At 74.1% G+C, this 16,080-nt stretch carries 17 protein-coding genes and 1 riboswitch; of the genes, 15 read left to right on the forward strand and 2 right to left on the reverse strand.

Features of this window, described 5'->3' with window-relative positions; genetic code table 11:
* Positions 1 to 54 precede the first annotated feature (54 nt).
* Complete coding sequence (locus tag E8D37_RS00465) at positions 55 to 342, reverse strand: DUF1330 domain-containing protein (protein ID WP_136567797.1); 288 nt, start codon at positions 340 to 342, stop codon at positions 55 to 57.
* A gap of 91 nt (positions 343 to 433) precedes the next feature.
* On the opposite strand from E8D37_RS00465, the gene E8D37_RS00470 reads away from it, so the two are divergent.
* From E8D37_RS00470 to gcvP, 15 genes are all read left to right on the forward strand, one after another.
* Positions 434 to 1,495 (forward strand): CAP domain-containing protein, encoded by a 1,062-nt coding sequence (locus E8D37_RS00470; protein WP_168929555.1) that lies wholly within the window; start codon positions 434 to 436, stop codon positions 1,493 to 1,495.
* A 78-nt stretch (positions 1,496 to 1,573) separates the two neighbouring features.
* A complete protein-coding gene (locus tag E8D37_RS00475) occupies positions 1,574 to 2,383 on the forward strand; it encodes a fused MFS/spermidine synthase (protein WP_240770097.1) in 810 nt (269 codons plus the stop codon).
* Positions 2,384 to 2,466: 83 nt separating this feature from the next.
* Positions 2,467 to 3,393 carry an NAD(P)-dependent oxidoreductase gene (locus E8D37_RS00480; protein ID WP_136567799.1) on the forward strand — a complete coding sequence of 309 codons (927 nt, stop codon included), beginning with the start codon at positions 2,467 to 2,469 and terminating at the stop codon, positions 3,391 to 3,393.
* Between the two features lie 194 nt (positions 3,394 to 3,587).
* Positions 3,588 to 5,018 carry a hemolysin family protein gene (locus tag E8D37_RS00485; protein WP_136567800.1) on the forward strand — a complete coding sequence of 477 codons (1,431 nt, stop codon included), beginning with the start codon at positions 3,588 to 3,590 and terminating at the stop codon, positions 5,016 to 5,018.
* Positions 5,011 to 6,102: a hemolysin family protein gene (locus E8D37_RS00490; RefSeq protein ID WP_136567801.1), complete on the forward strand. Its 1,092-nt coding sequence runs from the start codon at positions 5,011 to 5,013 to the stop codon at positions 6,100 to 6,102. The genes E8D37_RS00485 and E8D37_RS00490 overlap by 8 nt, the downstream gene beginning before the upstream one ends.
* Positions 6,103 to 6,190: 88 nt before the next feature.
* Positions 6,191 to 6,877: a CDP-alcohol phosphatidyltransferase family protein gene (locus tag E8D37_RS00495; protein WP_136567802.1), complete on the forward strand. Its 687-nt coding sequence runs from the start codon at positions 6,191 to 6,193 to the stop codon at positions 6,875 to 6,877.
* Entirely contained in the window at positions 6,870 to 7,721 is an 852-nt protein-coding gene (locus E8D37_RS00500) for a DUF881 domain-containing protein (RefSeq protein WP_168929556.1), read from the forward strand. Before E8D37_RS00495 ends, E8D37_RS00500 begins: the two co-directional genes overlap by 8 nt.
* Entirely contained in the window at positions 7,718 to 8,050 is a 333-nt protein-coding gene (locus E8D37_RS00505) for a small basic family protein (protein ID WP_136567804.1), read from the forward strand. The genes E8D37_RS00500 and E8D37_RS00505 overlap by 4 nt, the downstream gene beginning before the upstream one ends.
* Positions 8,047 to 8,844, forward strand: a complete 798-nt coding sequence (locus E8D37_RS00510; protein ID WP_240770098.1) for a DUF881 domain-containing protein — start codon at positions 8,047 to 8,049, stop codon at positions 8,842 to 8,844. Before E8D37_RS00505 ends, E8D37_RS00510 begins: the two co-directional genes overlap by 4 nt.
* A gap of 49 nt (positions 8,845 to 8,893) precedes the next feature.
* Positions 8,894 to 9,274 (forward strand): glycine cleavage system protein GcvH, encoded by a 381-nt coding sequence (gene gcvH / locus E8D37_RS00515; RefSeq protein WP_136567805.1) that lies wholly within the window; start codon positions 8,894 to 8,896, stop codon positions 9,272 to 9,274.
* A gap of 143 nt (positions 9,275 to 9,417) precedes the next feature.
* The gene (locus E8D37_RS00520; RefSeq protein WP_136567806.1) at positions 9,418 to 9,918 is read left to right on the forward strand and encodes an FHA domain-containing protein; all 501 of its coding nucleotides are present in this window, start codon (positions 9,418 to 9,420) and stop codon (positions 9,916 to 9,918) included.
* A gap of 2 nt (positions 9,919 to 9,920) precedes the next feature.
* Positions 9,921 to 10,664, forward strand: a complete 744-nt coding sequence (locus E8D37_RS00525; RefSeq protein ID WP_136567807.1) for a MerR family transcriptional regulator — start codon at positions 9,921 to 9,923, stop codon at positions 10,662 to 10,664.
* Positions 10,665 to 10,774: 110 nt separating this feature from the next.
* On the forward strand, positions 10,775 to 11,248 hold the full coding sequence (locus E8D37_RS00530; protein ID WP_136567808.1) for a bifunctional nuclease family protein: 474 nt from the start codon (positions 10,775 to 10,777) through the stop codon (positions 11,246 to 11,248).
* Between the two features lie 219 nt (positions 11,249 to 11,467).
* Entirely contained in the window at positions 11,468 to 12,064 is a 597-nt protein-coding gene (locus E8D37_RS00535; protein WP_136567809.1) for a MerR family transcriptional regulator, read from the forward strand.
* Between the two features lie 120 nt (positions 12,065 to 12,184).
* Positions 12,185 to 12,289, forward strand: a riboswitch (glycine riboswitch).
* A gap of 74 nt (positions 12,290 to 12,363) precedes the next feature.
* Complete coding sequence (gene gcvP, locus E8D37_RS00540; protein WP_136567810.1) at positions 12,364 to 15,270, forward strand: aminomethyl-transferring glycine dehydrogenase; 2,907 nt, start codon at positions 12,364 to 12,366, stop codon at positions 15,268 to 15,270.
* Positions 15,271 to 15,424: 154 nt separating this feature from the next.
* Here gcvP and E8D37_RS00545 read toward each other — a convergent pair whose 3' ends face one another.
* Positions 15,425 to 15,961: a hypothetical protein gene (locus tag E8D37_RS00545; RefSeq protein ID WP_136567811.1), complete on the reverse strand. Its 537-nt coding sequence runs from the start codon at positions 15,959 to 15,961 to the stop codon at positions 15,425 to 15,427.
* Positions 15,962 to 16,080 lie beyond the last annotated feature (119 nt).

Below are 16,080 nucleotides of genomic sequence, written 5' to 3' on the forward strand. Positions count from 1 at the left end.
CGTCACGACCTCGCCGCCGCCCGGCGGCGAGGTCGTCGTGTCAGATGGTGGCGCTCAGACGCCCGGGACGATCCGCAGGTCGCGCACGGCGCCGTCGCCGAGCGCCTCGAGCGCCCGCTGGTAGGCCTCGCTGTCGTGCGCGGCGACCGCGGTCTCGACGTCGGGGAAGGTCAGGACCGTCGTGCGCTGCATGAGCCCGGCCTCGTACACGGCGCCCGGCATCCCGCGGGCGACGACGACGCCACCGGCCGCCTCGAGCGCGGGGACGGAGATGGCCGCGTAGGCGGCCAGCTTCTCGGGGTCGGAGATCTCGCGGTAGCAGCTCACCCAGTACGCAGTCATGGCCCCATCCTGCCGCGCGTCCTCAACGGGCCACACGTCGGGACCTCGGTCCCGGGGACAGGCGTGCACCGTCAGCCCTACCCTTCTCGACATGCAGGAGGCAGACGCCCGCTCGGGAGCGTCGCGCGGGCCACGGACGGTCCGGGTCGCGGCGCCGTTGCTGCTCGCCGCGCTCCTGGGTGCGCTGCTCGTTGGTGTGCCGCTCCTCGGCAGCGGGCCCGCCGGAGGTGACGCCGTCCGTGCACCCCGCGTCGAGCCCGTGGCGGGTCCGGCGCAGCGGACGGCACAGGAGACGGCGACCCCGCGCTCGGCCGGCGCGATCGACACCACCGACCGGTCCGCGGTCGCGATCGCCTACCGCCGCCGGTTCGCGCCGGCGCTCACCACGCGCCTGGGTTGGACGGGGTCCGTGGACGGGTGCGTCGCCGGACGGGTGCGTCGGGCCGCCCACGCGGCGACGCTGGACTCGATCAACTTCGCCCGGGCCCTCGCCGGGCTCGACCCCGTGTCCCTGGCCCCGGCGCTCACGCGCGACGCCCAGAAGGCGGCCCTCATCATGGCCGCCCAGGGTGCCCTGTCGCACGACCCGCCGCGGTCGTGGCGGTGCTGGACGAAGGCCGGCGCGGCCGCGGCCGGGCGTTCGAACCTGGCCCTGACATCGGGTTCGATGACGCCGGGCCTCGCCACCGAGCTCTACCTCGGCGACGAGGGCTCCTCCAACACGGCCGTCGGGCACCGGCGCTGGCTGCTCTACCCCTATGCCCACCGCTTCGGCGACGGCCTCACGTCCACCAGCAGCGCGCTCACCGTGCTCGGGAGCACCGACCCGGACGCGTCCGCCCCCGCCTTCGTGCCCTGGCCGAGCGCGGGCTGGTTCCCGGCCCCGCTGGAGCCGTCCGGCCGCTGGTCGCTGTCGTCCACCGCCGACGCCGACTTCTCCTCCGCCCACGTGCGGGTGCTCCGCAACGGCACCCGGCTGCGCACGACCACCTACGCCCAGCAGGACGGGTACGGCCTCGACACCCTGGTGATGGAGGTCCACGGCGTGCGGCCCACGGGGCGCTACCGGGTCACCGTGCGCGGCATCGCGGGGGAGGGCCCGAGCCGGTTCACGTGGACGGTGCGGCTGATGGACCCGAGCGCCCGGGGCTGAGCCGCCGCCGGACGCAGGGCCGCCCCGTCCAGGTCCCGGACCCTGCTCCGATCCCGGGTGCTCTCGTAGCCTGCCCCCGTGGCGCGACGGAGCAGACGGACGGACGAGCAGGGCTCCGACGACGTGGCCGACGGGCGCTTCGAGCTCGTCGAGCAGGACGGCGGGGTGCTCGTGCGCCGCGACGGGCGCGACCAGTCCTTCGTCGACCCGGCCGACCCCACCCGGCTCGCCTTCGACTACGTGCGGCGCCTCGGGGACGCGCTGGACGTGCTGCGTCCCGCGGGCGTCCCGCTCCGGGTGGTGCACGTGGGCGGGGCCGGCCTGACGCTGCCGCGCTACGTGGCGGCGATGCGGCCCGGCTCCTCCCAGGTCGTCCTCGAGCCGGACGCGGAGCTGACCGACGCCGTGCGCCGGGTCCTGCCGCTGCCGGCGCGCAGCGGCATCCGGGTGCGGCCCGTCCTGGGCCGTCCCGGCCTCGCGGAGCTGCCGCCCGGGCGGGCCGACGTCGTGGTGGTCGACGCGTTCGACGACGGCGAGGTCCCCGCCGATCTCGTGAGCGGTCCCGGCCTGGTGGCCGTGGCGACCGCGCTGGCCGAGGACGGCCTCGCCCTGCTCAACCTCGCGGACGCCGCCCCCTTCCGGGCCACGCGGGACGCCCTCGCGGCGGTCCGTGCGGTGCTGCCCCACGTCTGCGTCTCGGCGGAGCCGGCCACCCTGCGCGGCCGCCGGCCGGGCAACCTGCTGGTCGCCGGCTCGCGACAGCCGCTCCCGGTCGAGCTGCTGCGCGAGCGGGCGCGCACCGGAGGCTCGCCCTACCGGGTCCTCGACACCTCCGAGGCCTCGGACACGGTCGGCGGCGGGCGGGTGCAGGCCGACCCGGTCCGGTGAGGCGGGGCCCGTCGGGGTCCTACTAGGTTGGCGAGGTCAACGGTGCCGGCCCCGCCGGTGCCGCACCAGATCGAGAGGACCCCATGAGCACCACGCCCCGCCCCACGCCCGAGCAGGAGAGCGCCCCGGAGGCGGGGTCCGCCCTGGTGGTGCCCGCCGGTGGAGCCACCAGCGTCGCCGTGCTCGGCACCGGGACGATGGGGGCGGGCATGGCCCGCAACCTCGCGGCCGCGGGCCTCGACGTCCGGGTGTGGAACCGCAACCCCCAGCGGGCCGCCCCGCTGGCCGATGTCGCGACCGTCGCGTCGACGGCCGCCGAGGCCTGCGCGGGCGCCGACGTCGTCCTCACCATGCTGTTCGACCTGGACGCCACCCTCGAGGTGATGGCGGGCGTGGGGACCTCCTGCGCGCCGGGCACGGTGTGGCTCCAGTGCGCCACGGTGGGCGTGCCCGGCTGCGACCGCCTGGCGGCGCAGGCCGACGAGCTCGGGCTCGTCCTGGTGGACGCACCCGTCCTGGGCACCCGCAAGCCCGCGGAGGACGGGACGCTGCTGGTGCTGGCGTCCGGGCCGGACGAGGCGCGCCCGCGCCTGGAGCCGGTGCTGGACGCCGTCTCCTCGCGGGTCATGTGGCTCGGCCCGGCGGGTCACGGGCAGCGGCTCAAGCTGGCCGCCAACGCCTGGGTGCTCACCGTCGTCGAGGGGGTGGCCGAGTCGATGGCCCTCACCCGCGAGCTGGGCCTGGATCCCGCGCTCTTCCTCGAGGCGGTCGCCGGCGGGGCGATGGACGCCCCGTACGTCCAGATGAAGGGCCGGGCCATGCTCTCGGGCGAGCACCCGGCGTCCTTCGCGCTCTCCGGCGGGGTCAAGGACGCCGCCCTCGTCCTGGAGGCCGCCGAGGTGGCGGGCGTCGAGCTCGGCCTCATGCCGGGCATCCACGCGCACATGGAGCGGGCCGCGCAGGCCGGCCACGGGGACGAGGACCTCTCGGCGTCCTACTTCACGCACTGACCCGCGCCGAGGTGCATCTCGCTCCATCGGCCCCACCGGCCGGGATGACCCGGGAGGGAGGCGCCGCGTGGCACCGCCCGTTACGCTGGTGCCTCCCGCTCCCGGACCAGTGAAGGACCCTGACCGACCCTCATGGACGGCCCCCATAGTCGGCCGCTCTCCACGCCGCACCACACCCGCGCTGGAGAGCCCCGATGACCGCCCTGCTCCTGCTCGCCCTGGCCCTGCTCCTCGTGGTGGCCTGCGGCATCTTCGTCGCGGCCGAGTTCTCGCTCGTGACCGTCGACCGCGCGTCCGTCGACCAGGCCGCCGAGGCCGGTGACGCCGGCGCGGCCGGCGTGGCCAGCGCCCTGCGCTCCCTGTCGACCCAGCTCTCCGGGGCGCAGGTCGGGATCACGGTGACGAACCTCGGCGTCGGCTTCCTCGCCGAGCCCGCGGTCGCCGACCTGATCGACGGCCCGCTGGAGGCCGCAGGGCTCCCGGCGTCCGTCGTGCCCGCCACCTCGGTGGCGATCGGCCTGGTGGTCGGCACGGTGCTCACGATGATCTTCGGCGAGCTCGTGCCCAAGAACCTGGCGCTCGCGCTGCCGCTGCCCACCGCGCGGGCCACGCAGCGCCCGCTGCGGGTCTTCACCACCGTCATGCGCGGCCCGATCCGCGTCCTCAACGGCTCGGCGAACGCCCTCGTGCGCAAGCTCGGCATCGAGCCGCAGGAGGAGCTGCGCTCGGCGCGCTCCTCGACCGAGCTCGCCTCGCTCATCGCCCGGTCCGCCGACGAGGGCACGCTCGACGCCGACACGGCCGAGCTCATGGAGCGCTCCGTGGAGTTCGGCGCCCGCACGGCGGGCGAGATCATGACGCCGCGGGTGCGCACCGTCTCCCTCGAGCGCAACGACCGGGCGCAGGCGGTCATCGACCTCACCCGCGCCACCGGCCACTCCCGCTTCCCCGTCCTGGACGAGGAGGACAACGTCGTCGGCACCGTGCACGTGAAGAACGCCGTCGCCCTGCCGCTGCACGAGCGCTCCACCACCCGGGTCAAGCACCTGATGGCGCGCCCGACCGTCGTGCCCGACTCGCTGCGCCTCGACCCGCTGCTCGCGCTGCTGCGCGAGGACGGGTTCCAGATGGCCGTCGTCCTGGACGAGTACGGCGGTCACGCCGGCATCGTGACCATGGAGGACGTCGTGGAGGAGATCGTCGGCGACATCGCCGACGAGCACGACCGCTCGGGCTCCCGGGCCCGCCGCCGCCGCGACGGCAGCTGGTTGCTCTCGGGGCTCCTGCGCCCCGACGAGGTCGCGGACGTCACCGAGGTCGAGCTGCCCGAGGACGAGGCCTACGACACGCTCGGCGGCATGGTCATGCGCCACCTGGGCCGCATCCCGGTCGCCGGCGACGTGGCGCGGCTGACCGTGCCCGACCGCTCCGACCCCGACGAGCCGGCGGAGCTGGTCGTCGAGCTCAGCGTCGAGCACATGGACGGCCTGCGCGTCGACCGCGTCGGCCTGCGCGTCGTGCCGGAGGAGCCGGGCGAGGCCCCGGCCGCCCCGGTCGGGAGCCCGGCCGCCGCCGGGACCAGCGGGACCAGCGCCGGGACCAGCGCCGGGGGTGCCCGTGTCTGACTGGACCGGCCTCGGCCTCACCGTCCTGCTCCTGGCCCTCAACGCCTTCTTCGTCGGCGCCGAGTTCGCGCTCATCTCCGCGCGCCGCAGCCAGATCGAGCCCCTGGCCCAGAACGGGTCGCGGATGGCTCGCTCCACGCTGCGGGCGATGGAGAACGTCTCGGAGATGATGGCCGGCGCGCAGCTGGGCATCACCGTGTGCTCCGTGGTCCTCGGTGCCGTCGCCGAGCCGGCGATCGCGCACCTCGTGGAGCCCGCCTTCGAGGCGCTCGGCGCCCCCGAGAGCCTGCTGCACCCGATCTCGTTCGTCCTGGCGCTCTCGCTGGTCACGTACCTGCACGTGGTCTTCGGGGAGATGGTGCCGAAGAACATCGCCATCGCCGGCCCCGACCGCGCCGCGCTCGTCCTCGGCCCGCCGATGCTGGTCGTCGTCACCGTGCTCAAGCCGCTCATCGTCGTCCTCAACGCCACCGCGAACCTGGCCCTGCGCCTGGTGCGGGTGGAGCCGAAGGACGAGGTCTCCTCGGCGTACACGCGCGAGGAGGTGGCCGCGCTCGTGGAGGAGTCGCGGGGCGAGGGGCTGCTGGAGGAGGACGAGTACGACCGGCTCGCCGGCGCCCTCGGCTTCACCGAGAAGACGGTCGCGGACGTCATGCTGCCGCTGGCCGACCTCGCCACGGCACCCCAGGGTGCGTGCGGGGCGGACCTGGAGGCCCTGTGCGCGGCCACCGGGTTCAGCCGCTTCCCGGTGGTGGCGGACGGGGACCTCGTCGGCTACCTGCACATCAAGGACACCCTCGAGCCCGACGAGGACCGCCGCCGTCGCCCGGTCGAGGACAAGTGGATCCGTCCGTTCGCGACGGTCGGCACCGCCGACCTCCTGCACGACGTCCTGGAGCAGCTCCAGCGGCGCGGCGCGCACATGGCGCGGGTCGTCCGGCCCGACGGCACCACGGTCGGCGTCGCCACGCTGGAGGACGTCATCGAGGAGCTGGTGGGCGAGATCCGGGACGCCGCGCACACCGCGCCCGACACGTCCGTCGTCGTGACCGCGAGCCCCGCGGCGCTGGACCTCGACGGTTAGTGTGGCGCTGCGCCGGACCCCCGCCGGGCGCCGGCGCGGCGGGGCCACGCACCAGGCACCACGCACGACGGACGAGGAGGAGCACGCCATGAGTGCGGAGGCGAGCACGCCGCAGGACGCCCCCAGCACCCGCGTCCTCACGCTGCCCAACCTCCTGAGCGTCGTGCGGCTGGCGGGCGTTCCGCTGTTCCTCTGGCTCGTCCTGGGCCCCGAGGCCGACCTCTGGGCCCTCGGGCTGCTCGTGGTCTCGGGCCTCACCGACTGGGCCGACGGGTGGCTGGCCCGGCGGCTCGGCCAGACCTCGGTCGTCGGCCAGGTCCTCGACCCCGTCGCGGACCGGCTCTACATCCTCGCCGTGGTCGTCGGCCTCGGGCTGCGCGACGTGATCCCGTGGTGGTTGGTCGTGGCGCTGCCGCTGCGCGACGCGCTGATGTGGGGCCTCGTGCCGCTGCTGCGCACCCGCGGCTACTCGTCGCTGCCGGTGCACTTCCTGGGCAAGGCCGCCACCTTCAACCTGCTCTACGCGTTCCCGCTGCTGCTCCTGGCCGAGGCCGGCGGCCTGGTGGGCGACCTGGCGCGCGTCTTCGGGTGGGCGTTCGCGTTCTGGGGCCTGGGGCTGTACTGGTGGGCGGGCGTCCTCTACGCCTGGCAGGTCCGCACCCTGCTCCGCGGCACCGAGCGGCTGCCGCGCGAGGAGCGGCGGGCGGCCTCGACCCGGCAGGGCTCGCGGGCGGAGCGCGCCGGTGGGCGGACGCGGGCGGGCCGGGGTGCCTGACCCGCTGCCCCCGCGGGTCACCACCCCGCTCCTGACGCTCATCACCCAGCAGTCGCTGGACGAGGACTACGCGCACGTCGCGCGGCGGCGGCACACCGACCCTCTCCGCGAGCCGCGGCGGCTCGGTCCTCGCGGCCGGGCGCTGCGGACGGCCGCGGTGGTGGCGGTCTTCGGCGTCCTGGTCACCACGGCGGCCGTGCAGACCGCGGAGCAGTCCGACAGCGACCAGTCGAGCCAGGCCTCCCTCGTCGCCGACGTCCAGCAGCGGCGGGCGACGCTCAACCGGCTCCAGCGCCGCATCGACCGGCTCACCTCGGCCAACGAGGACGCGCAGGACACCCTCGACACCACGCGGGCGGCCGCGGTGGCGGCGGAGGGGCGCCGTCGCACCCTGGCCCTGGCCACCGGCTACCTCGCGGTGACCGGGCCCGGGGTGCGGGTCGTCGTGGACGACGGGGCGGACGAGAAGGTGCTGGACTCCGACCTCCAGCAGCTCGTGAACGGCCTGTGGCAGGCGGGCGCGGAGGCGATCAGCATCAACGGCCAGCGCCTGACGGTGCTGACCTCGATCATGAACTCGGGCACGGTCGTCAACGTCAACCGCATCCCGTTGACGCCGCCCTACACCGTGGAGGCGATCGGGGACAGGCGGACGCTCCAGTCCGACCTGGTCGACTCGCACAGCGGGGAGCGGTTCCTGCTGCTGGTGGAGCAGTACGGCTTCGGGTTCACGATGAGCAACGTCGAGACCCTCGAGCTGCCCGCGGCCCCGACCCGTACCCTGTCCTACGCGTCGGAGACCACCGACGCCGGAGGACCCGAGGACTCGGAGGTGGGACCGTGATCGCAGCCCTGGGGCTGCTGGTCGGCATCGTGCTGGGCCTCGTCCTCCAGCCCGACGTGCCCACGGCGCTGGTGGCCTACCTCCCGATCGCGGTCGTCGCGGCGTTGGACGCCGTCTTCGGTGCCCTGCGCGCCTACCTGGACGGGATCTTCGACGACAAGGTCTTCGTCGTCTCGTTCCTCTCCAACGTCGTGATCGCGAGCGGCATCGTGTGGCTGGGCGACCAGCTGGGCGTCGGTGGCCAGCTCTCGACCGGCGTGATCGTCGTCCTGGGCATCCGGATCTTCTCCAACGTCGCCGCGATCAGGCGGCACCTCTTCCACGCATGAGCCAGGGGGGGCAGCCGATGAGCGCGGGGGAGGAGCAGGCCCCGGACCCGCGCCAGGATTCCAGGCAGGAGCCGGAGACGGGGACGGCGCGGCTGAGACGCGCCTTCTGGCACCCGGGTCGCCGGCAGGTCGTGGTCGGCGTGCTGCTCGCGCTGGTCGCCTTCGGCGCGATCGTGCAAGTGCGGACGTCGGGGCAGTCCGACGAGTACGCCGGCTACCGCGAGGAGGACCTGGTCAACGTCCTCTCGGGCCTGGCCGGCGCCAGCCGACGCGCCCGCAACGAGATCTCCCGCCTGGAGCGGACCAAGTCCCAGCTCGAGTCCGACACCGACGCCGAGCAGGCGGCCCTCGACCAGGCCCAGTCGGAGGCCGACACCCTGGCGATCCTGGCCGGCACGGTCCCGGTGACCGGTCCCGGCATCCGCGTCACCATCACCGAGAAGTCCGGCCAGGTGAGCGCCCAGACCGTGCTCAACATGGTGCAGGCCCTCCGGGTGGCCGGGGCCGAGGCGATGCAGTTCAACGGCACCGTGCGCGTCGTCGCCCAGACCTCCTTCAGCGACACCGCGACCGGGCTGTCCATCGACGGTACGCGGCTCACCTCGCCCTACGTCGTCGACGTCATCGGCGGCCCGAGCGCCCTGTCGGGCGCCATGTCGATCCTCGAGGGTCCGCGGGTCGACCTCGAGGACGACGGCGCGAAGGTCGAGATCTCCGAGCTGTCCTCCCTCGACATCGAGGCGGTCACGGACGCCGCGACACCGGAGTACGCGGATCCGCTCGACGACCAGTAGCGTGGTCGCACCGGCCGAGGAGGTCGGCACCCGGCAACGAGGAGAACACGTGTACCCCGACGACCTTCAGTACACCGTCGAGCACGAGTGGGTCCGGACCCCCGGCGAGCACGAGGGTGCGGTCCGCGTCGGCATCACGCACTACGCGCAGGACGCGCTGGGCGACATCGTCTACGTGTCCCTGCCGGCCGTCGGCGACGTCCTCGAGGCCGGCAGCACCTGCGGCGAGCTGGAGTCGACCAAGTCGGTCAGCGACGTGTACGCGCCCGTCGCCGGCGAGGTCGTGGCGGTCAACGACGCCCTCGACGCCACTCCTCAGCTCGTCAACGACGACCCGTACGGCGGCGGCTGGCTCTTCGAGGTGGTCGTGTCCGGGACGCCCGAGGGCCTGCTGGACTCCGCGGCCTACCAGGAGTCGCTCGAGGGCTGAGTGTCCCGCGACACCCGGCGCCTGCGACCCGGCCACGTTCCCGCCCCTCACCTGGGCGGGGCTGGTAGGTTCGAGGCTCCACCGGCCGCTCCACCTGGGGTGGGCCGGGCAGCCCAGTCCCTTCGCGCTCCAGGAGACCCACGATGCCGTTCTGCACCGCGTGTGGCAGGCAGAACCCGGACGACGCCCGCTTCTGCTCCCAGTGCGGCACGCGCCTGGTGAGCGCCGAGCCCGTCGGCGACTCCACGGCCACGATCACGCTGGGTGGCGACCCCCGGGTCGAGACCTCCGACCGGGCGCTCAACCCGGTGGACGCGAAGGCCGTCGACGGCCTGCCCGTGGGCCACGCGCTCCTGGTGGTGCAGCGGGGCCCCGGCTCCGGCAGCCGGTTCCTCCTGGACGCCGACACGGTGACCGCGGGCCGGCACCCCAGCTCCGAGATCTTCCTGGACGACGTCACCGTCTCGCGCAAGCACGCGGTCTTCGAGCGGACGGGTCCGACGTTCACGGTCAGCGACGTGGGCAGCCTCAACGGCACCTACGTGAACCGCGACCGGATCGACAAGGTGCAGCTCAACGACGGCGACGAGGTCCAGATCGGCAAGTTCCGGCTGATGTTCTTCGCCGGGCACGAAGGCGCCTGAGCGTGCCCGCGGAGGCAGCCGGCGCGCCGGCGGGCTCGACCGCGGCGCTCCTCAGCATCGGGCAGGTCCTCGACGCGCTGCGTGAGGACTTCCCCGGGGTGTCGATCCCCAAGATCCGTTTCCTGGAGGACAAGGGGCTGATCAAGCCCGAGCGGACGCCCGCCGGCTACCGCAAGTTCTCGGACGCCGACGTCGCGCGGCTCCGCTACGTGCTGCGCATGCAGCGCGACCACTACCTGCCGCTCAAGGTGATCGGCGAGCACCTCGAGGCCCTCGACAGCGGCTCCGAGCCGCCGCCGATCGAGCCCGTGGTGCCGACCGTGCCCTCGGTCTCGCTCTCTCCCGAGGGGACGCCGAGCCCGGAGTCGTTCCGCCGCACCGACGGGCTCCGGCTGTCGCGGCAGGAGCTGGCGAAGGTGGCTGAGGTCGACCTCGACCTCGTCGACGAGCTCGAGCGTCTCGGCCTGCTGACCCGCCGCCCCGGCACGCAGCACTTCGACACCGACGCGCTCGTGATCGCGCGGACGGCACGCGAGCTCGGCGCGTTCGGCATCGAGCCGCGCCACCTCCGTGGCTTCCGGGCCGCGGCCGACCGGGAGATCGGTCTGGTGAACCAGGTGACGGAGCCGCTGCGGCGGGCCCGGGACACCGCCGCCAGCGCCCGGGCCGAGGAGACGGCGAGCGAGATCGCCGCCCTCACCGTCCGGCTGCACGCGCTGCTGGTGAAGGCCGGCCTGCCCCGCTGACGTCCCTCCCTCCCGGAGGCGTCGGTCCGTCGAGCCCGCCGCGGCGCTGGTGCGGCGCCGTGCCCGGCGGGTGGCCACCCCCGTCACTGCCCGGGCGTTAGGGTGGTCGTGTGCGTGAGGTCGATGTGATGGGCGTCCGGGTCGAGATGCCGAGCAACCAGCCGATCGTGCTGCTGCGCGAGGTGACCGGTGAGCGGTACCTGCCCATCTGGATCGGGGCGGTGGAGGCGACCGCGATCGCGTTCGCGCAGCAGGGCGTCACGCCGCCGCGTCCGCTCACCCACGACCTGCTCAAGGACGTCCTCGAGGCCACCGACAACGGCCTGGAGGAGGTGAGGATCACCGAGGTCAAGGACGGGATCTTCTTCGCCACCCTGGTGCTCGCCTCGGGCGCCGAGGTCTCGGCGCGGCCGTCGGACTCGATCGCCCTGGCGCTGCGCACCGGATCGCGGATCGTGTGCGCCGAGGAGGTGCTCGACGAGGCCGGCCTCGCGGTGCCCGCCGAGCAGGAGGACGAGGTCGAGCGGTTCCGCGAGTTCCTCGACCACGTGAGCCCCGAGGACTTCGAGTCTCCCTCGGAGTGAGGTCTCCCCTCCGCACGCGCCGGGTTCCCGGCCGAGGGTAAAGACTCACCATCAACCTCAGGTTGAGACTCGACACGCCGGAAGGGTCTTTGACCCGGGTTCCGGCCGAGCCGTACCTTGCTTGCTGTCTTCGTTGTAACTCCATCGCTGTGGCTCGTCCGGGTCACGGCTCCTTCCCCGGGGGTTACGCTCAACGGAGTAGACCCACGGAGGATTCGTGTGAACGAGCACGAGCAGGAGTCGCGCGAGAGCGCTGAGGCCGTCGAGGCCGCCCAGTCGGCGGACGAGCAGGGCCTTCTCTTCACCGACGACGTCTCGCCGGTGCCCAGCGATCTCGGCTACCGCGGCCCGACCGCGTGCAACGCCGCCGGCATCACCTATCGCCAGCTCGACTACTGGGCCCGCACCGGCCTCGTCGAGCCCGGCGTGCGGGGGGCCAAGGGCTCGGGCTCGCAGCGGCTGTACTCCTTCCGCGACATCCTCATCCTCAAGGTCATCAAGCGCCTCCTGGACGCGGGCATCTCGCTCCAGCAGATCCGGACCGCCGTCCAGCACCTGCGCGAGCGCGGCACCGACGACCTGACGCGCGTGACGCTCATGAGTGACGGCGCCTCGGTCTACGAGTGCACCAGCAACGACGAGGTCATCGACCTGCTCCAGGGTGGCCAGGGCGTCTTCGGCATCGCGATCGGCGGCGTGTGGCGCGAGATCGAGGGCACGCTCGCCGAGCTCCCGTCCGAGCGCACCGGGGACGCCGCGGAGGCGAGCCCGGCCGACGAGCTGGCCGCGCGCCGCGCCCGTCGCACCGCCGGCTGAGTCCGCGACACCGCTCACCAGCTCCTCCGACGCGCCCGCGTCGTCCCGCCGAGGCGGGGCGGCGCGGGCGTCGTGCGTGCGGAGGATGACCGGCCCGGCTGGTAGATTCGGCCGCGCTGCTCATCCCGCGCGGGAGAGCTCTCGCCCCGGCACCGTCGGGGGCGGGGCGCCGAAGGGGCAATCCCTCCCCGGAACCTCTCAGGCACCCAGGACCGCGCAGGCCAGGCAACTCTGGAGCGACACCGTCGCCGCGACAGAGGGGGAGGCGCCCGACGACTTCTCGCGTCCCCAGGAGCCTCATGACCGAGCACACCGCGCCGTCCGCCCAGACGTCGACCCAGACGTCCACTGCCGCTTCCGCCCCCGCGGCGTCCTTCGCCGACCGCCACGTCGGCCCGACGTCGGCCGACGTCGCGGCCATGCTGAAGACGGTGGGTGCCGACTCCCTCGAGGCGCTGATGGACGCGGCCGTGCCGGGCGCGATCCGCGCGACCCGGGCGCTGGACCTCCCGGAGCCGCTGGGCGAGCTGGAGACGGCCCGCGCGCTGCGGGAACTGGCGGACGCGAACCGCCCGCTCGAGCCCATGATCGGCCTCGGCTACCACGGCACCGTGACGCCGCCCGTGATCCGGCGCAACGTCCTCGAGGACCCGTCCTGGTACACGGCGTACACGCCGTACCAGCCCGAGATCTCGCAGGGACGCCTCGAGGCGCTCCTCAACTTCCAGACGGTGGTCGGCGACCTCACCGGCCTGCCGACGGCGAACGCCTCCCTGCTCGACGAGGGCACCGCGGCCGCCGAGGCGATGACGCTGGTGCGGCGCGCCGACCGCAAGGCGTCCGGCCCGTTCGTCGTCGACGCGGATGCCCTGCCCCAGACCATCGACGTCGTCCGCACCCGCGCCGAGGCGATGGGCATCGAGGTGCTCGTCGCCGACCTGGCCGACGGGCTCGCCGCCGTGCCCGAGGGGCCGGTCTCCGGCGTCCTGGTGCAGTACCCGGGCGCGTCCGGCGAGGTCCGCGACCCGCGGCCCGTCATCGAGGCCGCGCACGAGCGTGGCGGCCTGGCCGTGGTGGCGGCCGACCTCCTCGCGCTCACGCTCCTGGAGTCGCCCGGCGCCCTCGGCGCGGACGTGGCCATCGGCTCCTCGCAGCGCTTCGGCGTCCCGCTGTTCTACGGCGGGCCGCACGCCGGGTACATGAGCGTGCGCGCCGGCCTCGAGCGGCACCTGCCCGGTCGGCTCGTCGGCGTCTCCGTGGACGCGGAGGGTCGGCCCGCCTACCGGCTGGCGCTCCAGACCCGGGAGCAGCACATCCGGCGGGACAAGGCGACCTCCAACATCTGCACCGCCCAGGTGCTGCTCGCGGTGGTGGCGTCGATGTACGCCGTCCACCACGGCCCCGAGGGCCTGCGGGCGATCGCGGCCCGCACCCACGAGCTCGCCGGCCGGGCCGCGGCCTCGCTGCGGGCGGCGGGGCTCGAGGTGCCCACGACGTCCTTCTTCGACACCCTCACCGTGCGCGTGCCCGGTGGTGCCGCCGAGGTGGTGGCCGCGGCGCGCGCCGAGGGCCTGCACCTGCGGCTCGTGGACGCCGACACGGTGGGGCTGTCGTTCTCCGAGGTCAGCGGTGCGGGGACGCTCCGTGCGCTGCACACGGCCTTCGGCGTGACCCCGCAGGCGGTGGAGCCCGTCCGGGGGCTGCCCGAGACCCTGCACCGGACCACCGCGTACCTCGAGCACGAGGTGTTCCGCAGCCACCGCTCCGAGACCCAGATGCTGCGCTACCTGCGGCGGCTCTCCGCCCGGGACTACGCGCTGGACCGCGGGATGATCCCGCTCGGCTCGTGCACCATGAAGCTCAACGCCACCACCGAGATGGAGCCGGTCTCGCTCCCCGGGTTCGCCGACCTGCACCCCTTCGCGCCGGCGCAGGACGCCGAGGGCTACCGCCGTCTCGTCGACGACCTCGAGGGCTGGCTGGCCGAGGTCACCGGCTACGACCGCGTGTCCGTCCAGCCGAACGCCGGCTCGCAGGGCGAGCTCGCGGGCCTGCTGGCGATCCGCGGCTACCACCGCTCCCGCGGCGACGAGCAGCGCGACGTCTGCCTCATCCCGTCCTCGGCCCACGGCACCAACGCCGCGTCGGCCGTGATGGCCGGGATGCGGGTGGTGGTGGTGAAGGCCGCCGAGGACGGCGCCGTGGACCTCGACGACCTCCGCGCCCAGTGCGAGAAGCACGCCGACACGCTGGCGGCGATCATGGTGACCTACCCCTCGACGCACGGCGCGTACGAGGAGACCATCACCGACCTCTGCGCCACCGTGCACTCCTTCGGCGGCCAGGTCTACGTCGACGGTGCCAACCTCAACGCCCTGCTCGGCTTCGCCAAGCCCGGCGAGTTCGGCGGAGATGTCTCGCACCTGAACCTGCACAAGACCTTCTGCATCCCGCACGGCGGCGGTGGCCCCGGCGTGGGCCCGGTCGCGGTGCGGTCGCACCTGGCGCCGTTCCTGCCCAGCCACGAGGCGCACCCCGAGGAGGCCAAGCGCGCCGGCGTGGGCGCCATCTCGGCGGCGCCGTACGGTTCCGCGGGCATCCTGCCCATCTCCTGGGCCTACGTGCGGATGATGGGCGCCGAGGGCCTCACCCGCGCCACGGCCACCGCGGTGCTCGCGGCCAACTACGTCGCGGCCCGCCTGGAGGAGCACTTCCCGGTGCTCTACCGCGGTGCCGGCGGCTTCGTCGCCCACGAGTGCATCCTCGACGTCCGTCCGCTGACCAAGGCCACCGGCGTCACGGTGGACGACGTCGCGAAGCGTCTCGTCGACTACGGCTTCCACGCCCCGACGATGTCGTTCCCCGTCGCGGGCACGCTCATGGTCGAGCCCACCGAGTCCGAGGACCTCGGCGAGATCGACCGGTTCTGCGACGCCATGATCGCCATCAAGGCCGAGGCCGACCGGGTGGCCGCGGGGGAGTGGGACGTCGAGACCTCCCCGTTGCGCCGCGCCCCGCACACCGCCCGGGCACTGGTCGAGGACTGGGACCGCCCCTACAGCCGCGAGCTCGGCTGCTTCCCCGGCGGGCTCACCGGCCCCAACGGCGTCCAGGACAAGTACTGGCCCGCCGTCGCCCGCATCGACCAGGCGTACGGCGACCGGAACCTCGTCTGCGCCTGCCCGCCGCCCGAGGCCTTCGCCTGACGGTCCGGTGCTGCGGTGGCGGGGCTGGTGTCCGGCTCACGTTTGGTCCCCAACCGTGTCCTCCGGGGCCGAATTCATCGGGTTGGTGACCAAACGTGAGCCGCCGGACGGTCATGGGCCGCCACCCCGGCCGCCGACGTCCCGGTCCGGAACCTCACTGCGCGGGCGTCCTGGTGACGTCGAGGTCGTAGGTGAACGCGGTCGAGCAGTCGAGGGGGTGGCGGCGGTCCCGGAAGCGGAGCACCAGGTCGGCGTCCAGCCGGCGGTGGGTGCCGTCCACGACGATGTCGTAGCCGGCGTCCGCGTACTCCTCGTGGACGTGGACCGGCTTCCCCCGCTCCGGAGCCGTGCCCCGCACCCGCGCCCGGTGGCCGCCCACGAGGACGCCGGTGGCGACGGCCCCGTCGGAGGCGACGAGGTCGTCGTCCGGTGATCGTTGGCCGACCCGCATCCGGTCGACCCCGGTGGTCCTGAGCTGGACGAGCAGCGTGTTGCCGTACTGGTCGTTGTCGTACAGCGTCACGAACGCGGTGCGCTGCGCCCAGGTCGCCACACACTCGACGACGTGGCCGGTCTCGTGGGTGGTCGTCGCCGCGTCGGTCTCCTCGGCCGACGCCGGGCCGGGGACGGCCGAGGCCAGGACGGCGGCCGTCGCCAGGCCGAGGGTGGCGGTGCGGATGGTCTGTCGCATGGTGGTTCCTCCTCGTCGCGCACGCCGTGTGCGTGCGGTCGGGAGGAGTACGCGCCCGCCCCTCGGTCGGTTGCATCGGGGGCGGAGAAACCTCCCGAGCCCTCAGGTTTGGTCACCAA

Source organism: Nocardioides sp. GY 10127, from assembly GCF_004919085.1.
GTDB lineage: Bacteria > Actinomycetota > Actinomycetes > Propionibacteriales > Nocardioidaceae > Nocardioides.

What these genes read in the sequence shown, in the direction of transcription:
- E8D37_RS00520 (WP_136567806.1), top strand. Translation starts at nt 9,418, where the DNA reads ATGCCGTTCTGCACCGCGTGTGGCAGGCAGAACCCGGACGACGCCCGC.
- E8D37_RS00495 (WP_136567802.1), top strand. Translation starts at nt 6,191, where the DNA reads ATGAGTGCGGAGGCGAGCACGCCGCAGGACGCCCCCAGCACCCGCGTC.
- E8D37_RS00510 (WP_240770098.1), top strand. Translation starts at nt 8,047, where the DNA reads ATGAGCCAGGGGGGGCAGCCGATGAGCGCGGGGGAGGAGCAGGCCCCG.
- gcvP (WP_136567810.1), top strand. Translation starts at nt 12,364, where the DNA reads ATGACCGAGCACACCGCGCCGTCCGCCCAGACGTCGACCCAGACGTCC.
- E8D37_RS00465 (WP_136567797.1), bottom strand. Translation starts at nt 342, where the DNA reads ATGACTGCGTACTGGGTGAGCTGCTACCGCGAGATCTCCGACCCCGAG.
- E8D37_RS00480 (WP_136567799.1), top strand. Translation starts at nt 2,467, where the DNA reads ATGAGCACCACGCCCCGCCCCACGCCCGAGCAGGAGAGCGCCCCGGAG.
- E8D37_RS00470 (WP_168929555.1), top strand. Translation starts at nt 434, where the DNA reads ATGCAGGAGGCAGACGCCCGCTCGGGAGCGTCGCGCGGGCCACGGACG.
- E8D37_RS00485 (WP_136567800.1), top strand. Translation starts at nt 3,588, where the DNA reads ATGACCGCCCTGCTCCTGCTCGCCCTGGCCCTGCTCCTCGTGGTGGCC.
- E8D37_RS00545 (WP_136567811.1), bottom strand. Translation starts at nt 15,961, where the DNA reads ATGCGACAGACCATCCGCACCGCCACCCTCGGCCTGGCGACGGCCGCC.